This window comes from Flavobacterium davisii, assembly GCF_019565505.1.
GTDB classification, from domain to species: domain Bacteria; phylum Bacteroidota; class Bacteroidia; order Flavobacteriales; family Flavobacteriaceae; genus Flavobacterium; species Flavobacterium davisii.
In genome coordinates, this window is record NZ_CP067378.1 from 209,042 (window position 1) to 220,535 (window position 11,494).

An 11,494-nucleotide genomic window follows, 5' to 3' on the forward strand; every position below is an offset into this window, starting at 1 on the left:
GTACTATTAACTTCTTATAATCAACCTCAAACCACATATTTAAACACGCTTTGATTATCTATTTCAAAATACCCAGCCAAAGGGATCGTTTTCACATTTATAGCCGTGAAAGGCGTGTAAGTGTTAGTGGTCAAATCTAAGTAACTACTTTGAATGGTAGTTATGTTTACGTTAATCACCCCGTCAACACTTCTAAGATGAGCAATCAAATCGTTAACCACTAATTCACCATCAAAGGGTAAGTTTTTTAAATATTTTTTTAAATCAATTTCTACTGTTTTACTTCCAAGCCTAACGTTTGTCCCGTTGCTATCAAATAATAGTGGGTCGATATAAACGTCCATTTTTAACAGTAATTTGTCCGCTGGATTATTGATAATTAAAAGTTGCACACCCGCAAAACTTACTTCTTTCATATAAGTGGTGAAGCTTCCAATTTCATTTGCTGAAAGCTTGCGCAAATTATCACCTTGCTCACCTGCCACTTTCAAAATCACCTTACTACTTTCTAAGCCTTCCTTAACAGAACAGTACTTTACAATCTTTGAAGCTTCAATTTGTTTGGTTGTCGCTCCTTGGTTATTAAACTGGTCATCGTCTGGTTTTAAATTAAACCCAAATTGAAAGGCTAACGCCATATTTCTGTACCAGCGTGGCGATCCGGGTTTATATTCATGAATTGTTGTGTCAACTTGGGTTTTGTGGGTATCAAACAATTGCTCTAAACTCCAAATTGCTACTGCTACTATATAACAAAAAAGTCTGTAAATTGCCGTTTTACTTGTGCTGTTTAACTCTTGCAAGTCGGGATGATTGGCAATGTTTGCCAACATATTCCCGTGTATTTCTTCGATGCTTCTTGCCATATTATTGTACTGTAAAATCAAAACCAATGGTCATATAGCCTATGCCTTGGGGTTCTAAGCTTTGGATTTGGGTTTGGGTTAGTGCTGATGCAGGAACTAATTTTTTGTTCTTAAAATAATCCGTTATTTGTTTGTCTATTGTAGCACTTGGACTTTCTAAACAGCTTCCAACAAGTAAATTATCTGTAATGCTTTTATTGTTTAATAATGCTACCTCAAACAAGGCTTCGATAGTCCCTTTTTCTTGTACTGTGAAGTCCAATAAACTTTGGTTGTGTTTAATTTGGATTTGATTTTGCATTTTTCAAATTTTTGTTTTCTCTTTTTAGTTCTATAATCTCACGCTCTAGAAGCTTTATTTTGCGATCTCGCATTTTTATTTCTTCTTCCAAAATTTGAACCTTGCGCCCCATCATTTGTTCAAATTCGTGGTACTTGTTTTCGTAGCGTTTTTGCAAGTCATCTAAAATGTCTTTGTAATGATTCGATAATTTTACATCATTTTCAATCGCCGTGGTTTCGGCATTTTCTTTGGCTTGGATAACTTCAATTTTATATTTACTTCGTGTAAACAAAAACGTTACAAAACCTGTACTGCCTACAGCACCAACAATTGATGTGATAAAAACTCCTAATTCCATTTAAAACCCATTTAAAATCATTTTAAAAACTGCTTAAAGCGTTCCTTTATTTTTGTAAAATCTGCCTTATTGTTTAATAGTGTTGTACTTCCTGATTGCGCTGCAGCACTTCCTGTTGTGCTTACCGAGTAGCTTTGATTTTCAATAGCATCAATTAAATCAACTATCAATGCTTTTAATGTTTCATTTTCTTTTTGAAGCAAAAAACCATTTGCATCCATTTGGAACTTCATTTCTTCAATTAAAAATTCCATACTTTCAATTTCAGAGTAAGCCTCTACATACAACTTGGTCAAATCTTCATTGATAGGACTTACCAAAACCTGACTTCCAACTTTTGGATAAAGAAAAAAAGCCTTTGCGTTTTCTTGGATAATTGCCGTTAGCCGTACATCTGTATATTGTAAGGTTTCATCACTAACCGTACAAATCCCTTTTGTCTTATCAACAGCAACCACTTCACAAGGGAATGTGTCCACATCCCGCTGTTTTAATTGTCGTATTTCTCTTGCTAATTCTAAATCTAACCCCATTTTTATAATTTATTTGCTAACGAAACTTTTCGCCTTGCGCCAGCAGTTCCGAAAGTGGTTACTACTTTTTTTATAAAATAATTCCCCTCACGTTGCGGACGTTCTTTGTCCAATAACTTAGCTTTCATTCCTCTCGTGCTATACGGAATTAAAAAACTGGTCACATCGCCATCAAAGCCTTCGTACTTCATTTTTTTAGTTCCGACTCAGCCATTTTCTTTAAATCGGCTTCGTTACTGACTTTGCTTGTTTTGAAACTTCTTTTTTCTCCATCAGCATCGCCCACTTCAACAAACTTGCGTTTGTTGGTTTTTGGGTCGATGTACTCGTATTCTATTTTTACACGCCTGTCTTCTTCTGTTTTATAATCCAAATCGTTTGAAACTAGATTGTAATTGAGGTCATAAACTACCGTTTGTCCAACGTTAATTAATTGCTCTAAGCCACAATACAATTTACCTTCATCATTGATAAAAATACTCATTAGCAAATCTTTTCTTACAGACTCCAGAACTTGCGCACCATTGGCGTTTTTTATAATCCATTTATCAAGTTTGACCGTTGGAATATTGTCTGCCAGTTGCAAAGGCGTATCTTTCACCACTTCCTCGAGTAAATCCCGTAACGTACAATGCTCCCAGCTTTTCGTAATATTTTTACGTCGCAATAGCCAAATGGCATCCTCGCAATGAATTTCGACGGGTATTTTTGCGCTTATTTTTTTGACATAACCTACAAATTCAACGCCTGAGTAATGTCCTTTATAACCTAAAGTGATGATCACTTTATCACCTATTTTTATCGCCGTTTCTACTACTTTATCCTCACCGTTATCACGTACTTTAAAGCGTTTTGGTAGCTTGATAGTTGCCGTATCACTCATTTCGTCAACCGATTTGGTGATTTCTATCTCATTAACTTGATGAAATACATAATTTCCTATTTCAACCTTACACGTTAATAGAAACATTAGCTTAAAAGATTTGCTTTTTGGTTATCTCTATCGTTTAAATCGGCGTAAAAATCTTGGTCGGATATCGCTTTAATGGAATAAGCTTGTTGTCCTGGTCTGCCCATCATTTCATCAAAATTTATATCTTCAATTACGATGCGTCGAATGCCAAACAATTCAAAAAAGGATTATCTACCACATCCAAAGCATCATCAATATCAACCAACTCTTTCAGCATTGCCACTTGTTCGGCTGGGTATTCTTCGGGGTCATCTTCATTTACACATAACCCACGAATTGTAATTGTATAATCTTCTGTTGTAATATATTCCTTAACCGTGCCTTTTCTGCGTTTTCCAACCGTTGCCGTTTTTACAATAGTTTTTGTTAAAGAAAACGAGATTAAAGGCTCGTTGGGTAATTGATATTCCGTGCCTTCATGCGACAATTTAAGTTGCAAGAAGTAGGGTTTACCAAGCTTTAACGCATTTATCAAATGCAATCCGGGTGCATTGAATTTATGACCATTTTTCGCCCACCAAAGCGGAAATGGAGGACCCACATAATCAATAAGCGCACGTGCGGTCATTTCTTTAAAATCAAACTCCATTATATAGATTGCATTTGGTTAATACTGTTAAACACTCGTAATACCGCTTCTTGAATTTTTTCTTGAAATTTGTCGATGCCTTTTTCCGAACTATCCACATTGATTACGGTATCTGTCCCTACATTTTCAATATTAACCGTGATATGGGTCATTTTAGAACCACCCGAAACGATGGAATCCGATTTTTTAGGGTTTTTGGCATCCGATTTTCCGCCGCCTTTACCCATTAAACCACCGCTTTTTTGTTTGGCTATAAAATCATCATAAGCTGATGTACTGCTATCTTTTTTACCTAAGCCACTGAACATTGATTTTGTCTTATTCCAATCTTTTTTAACACCGTCCATGTCAAACGTAACACCAACTTGACTAAACTCATTTTTAGCTTTTCTAGCTGTTTCTCCAATTTTTTTATAACTGTTTATAAACGATTTCTTTTGATTTTCAACATCAGTATTAATCTGAGCAATCATTTTTTGATTTTGCCCGCTGTCACCCATACCGACCGCTTCCTTGAACTTATACCAGCCTAATTTGATTTTATCTATACCAATCATTAAGCCGTTTACTAAAGTGTTAAATTGCGCTTTCACATAATCGACATAAACCTGCCAAATGAGTTTTGCTCCGTTTACCGTGTGTTTCCAACTTTGTGCCCAACCATCGGTATATTTTATAACCAATCCTAGAACCGTGATAAGAGCAACAATACCCATAACCACCCAAGTGATAGGATTTACCGCCATTAGCATGTTAAACACCGCAACCGCACCGTTCAACAAATACCAACCGCCTACAAGTTTTAACAATCCTTGACCTAGTGGCGACATTAAGCCTGTAACGAAGTAATCGACCACCATTAAAACACCTGTCATAATGTTACCAAAGGTTTGTAGTGTATTACCTGCAGATTCAAAACCGAAAAATTCAGTTATAAGTTTACCCACCATAATAAAGACAGGTTTAATAGTTTGCCATAGCATATCAAACCATTGCGATACATAAGGTAAATAAGTGGTTAAGAATGCTAAGCCTTGACTCAATAAGGAGATAACTCCCGTAAAAATCCCGCCCGATTCACCGCCTACAGCAACAAGAAAATTATTCCATTGGTCAGCAAGATTTGAAATTTTACCACCTAATGTTTGAGATATTGCATTCATTGAACCTGCCACGCCTGTCATTTCTCCGTATTGCATCAGGGCATCACGGATTGCACTTTCGTTGTTTTTAACTTCTTTCGTCACCCCCTTAAATGAAAGCATTACTTTATCCCCATTTTTAGAAGCCTTAATACCAAATTCTTTTAGACGTTCAAACTCTCCCGTTTGTGCATCGAGCATTGCTTCTGTCAATTGGTCAAAACCTTTCCCTTGTGAGCTTGCTAAGTCGCCTAACTTCGTTAACTCGTTCGCCGTAGGATTAAAACCACGATTGACCAACTTTACAAATGAGCCTGTAAGCTCATTCAATTGGAATGGTGTTTTTGTGGCAAAATCGGTTAGCATATTTAAAGCAGCTGCACCTACCTTATCTGATTGAAAAGTATTCGTTAAAACGGCATTAAACTTTTCATATTCTGCCCGAGCTTCGACGACTTTATTGCCAAAGCTCATAATGGCGCCAACGGCAAAAACCGAGGCAATAAGTCCTTTTATATTATTCAGCTGATTAGATAAACTAGCTGATGATTTTTCTACTTTCCCAAACGTATCGTTTAATCTATTCGCTCTATTATCTGCAACGCCTACTGAACTAGCCATTCTTTGAAGTGAAGAACTAGCCATATCTTGCATTTTTATAATAAATTCGTAAGCGTTCATTATGTTGGAATTTGTGAGTTTTCTTTTTCTGTTTTTCTAATAAAATGAAGGTTTTGCACTTCAATTGCCCAGTCCTCATCATTCAAATTTGAAGGGTTAGGAATGTGCATATAATACCGTAAATAAGCATCGAACAGTCTTAAATTGATATTTTCAGCCAGTTCAAATGCTGAGGCGTCATCGGCATCAATAACCGCCTCTTCTAAAGCTTTTTTAAGATTGCTACTTTAGTGTTTTGCAACTTTTCGATTGCCTGATACAAAGGGAATCTTACCGAGGCATTATTTCTATCATTATAAGCGTCGTCTTTTTCAAGGCAAATAGCTTCAAATAATTTTTCTTGAGTAACAAAAGGCTTGCCGCTTGGATTTCTCCTTTCGGCTGTTTTTATATCATCACGCGTAATAACACGAACTAGACATCTATGACCGTTAATAATAATTTCGCTTTTTTGTCCTTTCGTATTAACTTCTGCATCGTCATAATTAAAGAAGCTTACTAATTCTTTTCGCGCGGGAAAGAAATAAGTATCGTCTGTCTTAATTTCAGCATCTCCGCCGATAAATAAGGCTTCGAGCATTACTTCGCCAAAGGCTAAATCGCCATCCTTTTGCATGGCTGTAAAAGCTCGTTTAAAATCAAGCATTTTAGGCGCACGCAAATACGCCGTTTTATCTTCTACAGGAAGTGCATACACTTCACCGTACTTTTCTTTCCATTCGTTGATTTGTTGTTCCATATTGTAGTGTCTTTTTTTAAAAAATACCGTCCGCTCTAGCTAAGACGGTATTTTTGTTTTCTTATTAAACTTGACGGTTTACGTCTAGGAAAATGATAGGTAATTCGATTAACATATTTTTATCGCCTTGCTTCATTCCTTTTTAACCTCTGTAAACTCGCATCCTTTTAAAATGTCGATTACTGGGATTCCAATTTCAGGCGGTATGTAAGAAATAACCACGTCGAAATTCAAGGCTAAAATGTCTTTATTGGGCGAATCCTGAACCATCGCTTCTAATTCACTTTGCCAAATGGTTAGTTTACCATCAAAATCCTTATTCCCACGTAAAATAGCGTGTCCTTTTTCGCCTCGACCTCTTAACGTTTCTTTTTCTTGCTTTTCGGTGTATTCTATCTCGGTTACACCTTCCAAGATTCTACCACCGATAACAATGGTAATATCTTTCCAACCATATTGCTTACTGCTAAATGTTGCCATTATTCCATTTTTGTGGTAAAGCCTATGTTTACCGTTATGTAATCTGAATAGCCCACAGGTAACAATTTCAAGTCAACGTTTAAATTGTTTGTTTTCAAAATGTTTTGATTTTCATCAATGTGCGCCTTTGCTCCTGATAATTTTCCTTTATCTACCATCAGCCCTTTTAGCTGATTTTCGATGTTATTCTGCCACGTTTTCACAATGGCAGGATGAATAGTTCCTGTAGGTGTAATGGCTATTTCATCACTTAACTCTTCCACTAAAGTATTGTAGGCAATCAGTACCGCTTCATCCATGACTAAGCCACGAGCCAAAGAGTTAAAATCGTCAGTTGCACTAGTCAAAGTGCCATCACCTGTAAAGAAATAACCTGAACGGTTGGCAAAGCTTCGTAAAAAGATATAATTCTTATTATGTATCGCATTCCAAGCGGTGTCCAACGTTTCTATCTCTTTACCATTGGTGAAATAAGCATATAGCGGCGACACAGAACCATCTTTAACTCGATTGATTTTTCTCTGAGTCGGAATACTTGCTAAACGTCCTAAAAGCAAACCAATTGATGCCTCATTACTTGCATCGTTATTTGCTAATAGTATCGAAACTTTGTTCAAAGCAGTTGTTTGATAATCTTTCAAATCAGCCACAACACCGTTAAACTTGTTTCCTGAAATAATAGCACGCACAGGGAAATAACGATCAGACGAATCCTCACAAAGTGCCTGAGCATTAATTACAGCAGTCGTTACATCAGCATCTAAACCGTTAGTAATGGTTTCGCCTGTGCTTGATTTTTTCACAAAACCTAAAACACGGATTTTACCTTTGGAATCAGCAAGTAATTTTTTAGCATACGCCTTGGTCAAGTCTGCCATATCGGTCATGCTTACCGTTTGTGGAACTAGCATAACCCAAAGTTCTGCGCCTGTTTTAGCTTCAGCATAGAAATTTTTAAGTTGATTGTAGGCAAAGACATTTGCTCCTGTGCTTTCAATACCTAAATTTTCAGCTTCTTTCAAAGAAAATATTTGATACGAAGTACCCGCTTGTACCTTATTACTTCCTGCTACAGTTACTCCTGTTAATACTATTGCTGGTATCTTTTGAATATCGGCTTGTAACAATCCCAAACCATTTTTGGAAATATTAAATTTTATATTGGGTAGATTCATAGTATTCTAAATAATTTAAGTGTGTAACAAACAGCGAAACCAGCTATAAAAGCAAATAATAAATTCCAAAAACTAAAACCTAAACTTTTCCTGACCTCTTCCTTTTTTGACTTAAATCAGTATGATAGTCGCGAATTAATTCCTTTTTATTTTCGCCACGATTGCTAAACTATCACAGCTAGCAGTGGCATAAATAGTGTCATGAACCACTTTGATTTTAACGGTAGCTTGACCGTTTTTTTTGTTCGATTTTAAATGGTTTTGAAATACCTTTTAAATCTGTTTTAATGCCTAATTCACTTACAGGTATTTTTAGGCTTGTTTGAGCCTTTGGAGCAAATACCGTTGTATCTCTATAGCTCTCTTTTGTTTCTTTTACTGTGGTTTTTTGATTCTCTTGAATCACCTGCCGACTGGAACGACAGGCGATTGAGAGACAACAAACCAACACTACAAGTCCTATTTTTTTAAACATTTTTGTACTCTTTTTTTGCATCGAAGCTTGGGCAGGCTTTTTTTACGTTGGGAAAATCACGATGCCCTTGAATGATAGCGTTAGGAAATTGTTTTTTAAATTCTTTCAATAATTTTAAAAGGGTCTCCTTTTGTTCTTTAGTGCGATTATCAAAAGGCTTTCCTTTAGGATCAACACCGCCTATATAAGAGATATTAATAGTTTCGTGATTGAAGCCTTTAACTCCGTTTGAAACTTTCTCAATGCTTAGTAAGTTGACCGCCTCACCATTGGGTTTTATTATAAAATGATAGCCGGGCGATTGCCATCCTAGATGTTCACGCCAGTAAGTTTGAATTTTATCAATAGTGGCAGTCTGTGCCGTGGCGGTGCAATGCACGGCTATGTATTTTATATTTCGCATTACTTATTTAAATTTTGTTTGTATTCTTCTAAAGCTTTGATTAATGTTTCTGCTTTTGGGTCAGTAGTTTCGATGTTTAATGCTTTTACAATTTCTTTGATACTATTGTAGTTTTTCTTATCCAAACCATTTTTAAGAATCTCAATTTGAGTTTCTGTTAAGTTTTCTAAACCATCAACATCATCCGAAATTAAATCACCATCCCTTCCCAATGTCAAGACTTGCTTATCGTCTAAAGTGTTTGCGTGTGCAATTGCATTAGGCATCCAATCAAAAACGAAACCATCCGAAGTTTCATAAACTTTTGTTGCATCAGGAGTATTTTGAAAATACTCCTGCGCTCTTGTTTGTGTAGCCATACTATAATATTGCACCTCCGTATTTAGGATTAGAAGCTCTGATACTTCCTACTAAAGCTCTTTGAGCAAACGATATGATATCGGCTTGTAATCCTGAATGTCCTAAAGTTGGGAATACTTCAACGTCACCAAAACAACGGAATACTTCGTCCTCAGCCCAAGTAAAAGAAGCTTGCTTATCAGTACCAATTGGAGCAGTTCCAAAAGGATTCTTTACTCCAGTACTTGAATAGTATGGGTTTTGTGAATATTGGTGTACTGTGAAACCATACAGTTTTTCACCGTTTAAAATATCCTTGTAAAGATTTTTGTTTTCTTTACGAATACTTGCCATATGAGCAGGTGTTAAACAAATATGCAATCCTTCTGCTTTGTCAAGACCTGCATAAAATGCTTGCATATCAATAATAGCTTCAATCACTGACGCACCATTAGCTAAAATCACCACTTTATTAAACGAATTCGCTTGTGTAGGAGCCCATGAATGAGCCGCTCTTTTACCAATGTTTTTGGCTAAAGATATTTTATGACGGTTAATAATAGAACCACGCTTATCGTATTGCAATTCTACTTCTTGTAATTTACGGTGACGTGTTTGAGCTGTACTATACGTTTTCAAAACTACCTCCGATGGAATATCGGTAATAGCTTGTGTAGGTAATTCAGTTTCATTACCTGTAAAGTAATCCTCGTACACCGCTGGTTCTACGCCAGCCTCAGCCAAGTGTAATTTGTTATTATCAACGTGGATACTCATATCCGTTGATGCGTTGATAAATGAATTGTCAGGGATTGGATTTTCCTTAATATCCGCTACCCAAATTTCTTTAGTTAATGCCATATACTTTTAGCTTTAAGATTATTTTTTATGTCGTACGCCCTTAGCGTAGTCTGCTACTAATGATTTGTAAACTTCTGGTGTTTCTTGTTGAATTTTCGCCAGTTTGATTGAGTCAAACTTTTGCAGATAATCAAAAGTTTCTTGTGTATTTGATGCTTGATTTGGTTTCCCGTTCAACACCACTTCTTTAATTTTTTGATTTACTTCTTGCTGTCCTTCCGATGTTTCTTTTTCTAAAATAAGCTTAGATAATACCGCTTTTTGTCCATCAAAATCACCTGTAAAAGCACCTAACTGAACCGTTTTTAAAGCTTCTGGGATTAACCCAAGGACTATAGCTTTATCAACCAATTGGGTCGCTTCTTGTTCTTGAATGCCTTTAAGTTGTGTTTCTGCATTAGTTGCACGAGTTTCGGCATTGGTTTTGGCAAGGCGTAATTCCTGCACTTCTTTTAAAATAACGTCCTCCGTACTATCGGCGGGGATGTTAAGCGCTAAGGCTATGGTTTTTAAATTCATGTCTACAGTATTTGTAATTTTTTTAAGTTTTAAAGTGTCCACTTTCGATTTTGAAAGTTTCAAAGCGTCGTCATTACCACCTATCTCCACTATAGAAATTTCAACCAGTTTGCACTTTGTTACCGTTTCATACGTTTGCCCGAGGGAGCAAAAGTTCTACATCCATTGACGACTCTTTAACATCGCCGTACATCGATGCCATGCGAATGAATCCACGTGCTACTTTACCTGCAATTTTTTGAGCAAATTCGTCGGCTTCGTCAAATTCGATAGTAGCGACTAAGTCAGTCCCCTTTTTGTTTAGTTTAATACAGCGACCAATAACAGCACTCCCTTTTTCTTTACCGTTTTTTTGGTATTCCCTTTCGTGCATAAACAATACCACAGGGTTACGCATATACTGTTTATAGTCGATACCATCGGTTAAAATGCGATAACCGTATTCGTTTACATTTTCAGTATTTATGATAAAGTCGTAAGTCATTTTCTGTTTGATTTCTGAGGCAAAGTTGTGGTGATTTTCAGCCAAAAAAAAATGCTTGCACGAGCGTTGTAGTCAGTAATTACAAGGCTTGTGTGGTGATTTTACAAGTATTGGATACCAATTTTTTTAGGTGTATTTATAGTAGAATTTTGTTGAAACAATAGCGGTTTTAAATCGCTTTTAATACATTTTTAAATGCAAGATTTTCTACTTGACCAAGACGGCGACCTTGATTTTTCGGCTGGCGATTTTAATATCGGAAATTCCGATGCTCAGCATCAAGAACACATCCTCGTGGCTCACAAAGGAGAGTTTAAACAGTTCCCTGAATTAGGCGTAGGGATCAATCAAATGCTTAATGATGATGACTATATGGGAACATTAATAGAGATAAAGAAAAACCTTGAATACGATGGGATGCAAGTAAAAAATGTAAAGTTTATGCCTAACGGTAATTTATACATCGATGGAAACTACAAAAAATAAAGGCGGACGTTTGACCGCTACCGAAAGAGATTATAAAAAAGTCAGGGTAAGGATTTATTTATAAAAGGCTTTTCACTTACTAACATATCTGAAATTATAGGCGTAGGT

The 11,494-nt window shown here is 36.3% G+C and carries 17 protein-coding genes and 1 pseudogene; 1 reads left to right on the top strand and 17 read right to left on the bottom strand.

Features of this window, described 5'->3' with window-relative positions; translation table 11 throughout:
- Positions 1 to 26: 26 nt before the first annotated feature.
- From JJC05_RS01020 to JJC05_RS16365, 17 genes and pseudogenes are all read right to left on the bottom strand, one after another.
- Positions 27 to 866 (bottom strand): nucleotidyltransferase, encoded by an 840-nt coding sequence (locus JJC05_RS01020; protein ID WP_235877968.1) that lies wholly within the window; start codon positions 864 to 866, stop codon positions 27 to 29.
- A 1-nt stretch (position 867) separates the two neighbouring features.
- Positions 868 to 1,167 (bottom strand): hypothetical protein, encoded by a 300-nt coding sequence (locus JJC05_RS01025; RefSeq protein ID WP_235877970.1) that lies wholly within the window; start codon positions 1,165 to 1,167, stop codon positions 868 to 870.
- The gene (locus tag JJC05_RS01030; protein ID WP_088392205.1) at positions 1,145 to 1,507 is read right to left on the bottom strand and encodes a hypothetical protein; all 363 of its coding nucleotides are present in this window, start codon (positions 1,505 to 1,507) and stop codon (positions 1,145 to 1,147) included. Before JJC05_RS01030 ends, JJC05_RS01025 begins: the two co-directional genes overlap by 23 nt.
- A gap of 17 nt (positions 1,508 to 1,524) precedes the next feature.
- Entirely contained in the window at positions 1,525 to 2,040 is a 516-nt protein-coding gene (locus JJC05_RS01035; RefSeq protein ID WP_105195848.1) for a hypothetical protein, read from the bottom strand.
- A 2-nt stretch (positions 2,041 to 2,042) separates the two neighbouring features.
- A complete protein-coding gene (locus tag JJC05_RS16350) occupies positions 2,043 to 2,231 on the bottom strand; it encodes a hypothetical protein (protein ID WP_258929374.1) in 189 nt (62 codons plus the stop codon).
- Complete coding sequence (locus JJC05_RS01040) at positions 2,228 to 2,923, bottom strand: late control protein (RefSeq protein WP_258929375.1); 696 nt, start codon at positions 2,921 to 2,923, stop codon at positions 2,228 to 2,230. Before JJC05_RS01040 ends, JJC05_RS16350 begins: the two co-directional genes overlap by 4 nt.
- 86 nt (positions 2,924 to 3,009) lie before the next feature.
- Positions 3,010 to 3,602 (bottom strand): annotated as a pseudogene (locus JJC05_RS01045) (DUF6046 domain-containing protein).
- The gene (locus JJC05_RS01050) at positions 3,602 to 5,425 is read right to left on the bottom strand and encodes a tape measure protein (RefSeq protein ID WP_235877972.1); all 1,824 of its coding nucleotides are present in this window, start codon (positions 5,423 to 5,425) and stop codon (positions 3,602 to 3,604) included. Before JJC05_RS01050 ends, JJC05_RS01045 begins: the two are co-directional and overlap by 1 nt.
- A gap of 202 nt (positions 5,426 to 5,627) precedes the next feature.
- On the bottom strand, positions 5,628 to 6,164 hold the full coding sequence (locus JJC05_RS01055) for a hypothetical protein (RefSeq protein ID WP_105195852.1): 537 nt from the start codon (positions 6,162 to 6,164) through the stop codon (positions 5,628 to 5,630).
- A gap of 132 nt (positions 6,165 to 6,296) precedes the next feature.
- Positions 6,297 to 6,644 carry a hypothetical protein gene (locus JJC05_RS01060; RefSeq protein WP_258929377.1) on the bottom strand — a complete coding sequence of 116 codons (348 nt, stop codon included), beginning with the start codon at positions 6,642 to 6,644 and terminating at the stop codon, positions 6,297 to 6,299.
- Complete coding sequence (locus JJC05_RS01065; protein WP_235877973.1) at positions 6,644 to 7,819, bottom strand: DUF2586 family protein; 1,176 nt, start codon at positions 7,817 to 7,819, stop codon at positions 6,644 to 6,646. The genes JJC05_RS01060 and JJC05_RS01065 overlap by 1 nt, the downstream gene beginning before the upstream one ends.
- A gap of 217 nt (positions 7,820 to 8,036) precedes the next feature.
- Positions 8,037 to 8,294, bottom strand: coding sequence for a hypothetical protein (locus JJC05_RS01070; RefSeq protein ID WP_235877974.1), 258 nt, complete (start codon positions 8,292 to 8,294; stop codon positions 8,037 to 8,039).
- Positions 8,287 to 8,697, bottom strand: coding sequence for an N-acetylmuramoyl-L-alanine amidase (locus tag JJC05_RS01075; protein WP_235877975.1), 411 nt, complete (start codon positions 8,695 to 8,697; stop codon positions 8,287 to 8,289). The genes JJC05_RS01070 and JJC05_RS01075 overlap by 8 nt, the downstream gene beginning before the upstream one ends.
- Positions 8,697 to 9,056, bottom strand: coding sequence for a hypothetical protein (locus JJC05_RS01080; RefSeq protein WP_105195857.1), 360 nt, complete (start codon positions 9,054 to 9,056; stop codon positions 8,697 to 8,699). The genes JJC05_RS01075 and JJC05_RS01080 overlap by 1 nt, the downstream gene beginning before the upstream one ends.
- Position 9,057: 1 nt before the next feature.
- On the bottom strand, positions 9,058 to 9,897 hold the full coding sequence (locus JJC05_RS01085) for a hypothetical protein (RefSeq protein WP_105195858.1): 840 nt from the start codon (positions 9,895 to 9,897) through the stop codon (positions 9,058 to 9,060).
- A gap of 18 nt (positions 9,898 to 9,915) precedes the next feature.
- On the bottom strand, positions 9,916 to 10,506 hold the full coding sequence (locus JJC05_RS16360) for a hypothetical protein (RefSeq protein ID WP_258929380.1): 591 nt from the start codon (positions 10,504 to 10,506) through the stop codon (positions 9,916 to 9,918).
- A 37-nt stretch (positions 10,507 to 10,543) separates the two neighbouring features.
- The gene (locus tag JJC05_RS16365) at positions 10,544 to 10,945 is read right to left on the bottom strand and encodes a hypothetical protein (protein WP_258929382.1); all 402 of its coding nucleotides are present in this window, start codon (positions 10,943 to 10,945) and stop codon (positions 10,544 to 10,546) included.
- A gap of 150 nt (positions 10,946 to 11,095) precedes the next feature.
- Between JJC05_RS16365 and JJC05_RS01095 the strand changes: the two genes are divergently transcribed.
- Positions 11,096 to 11,386, top strand: coding sequence for an oxidase (locus JJC05_RS01095; RefSeq protein WP_088392179.1), 291 nt, complete (start codon positions 11,096 to 11,098; stop codon positions 11,384 to 11,386).
- Positions 11,387 to 11,494: the final 108 nt, after the last annotated feature.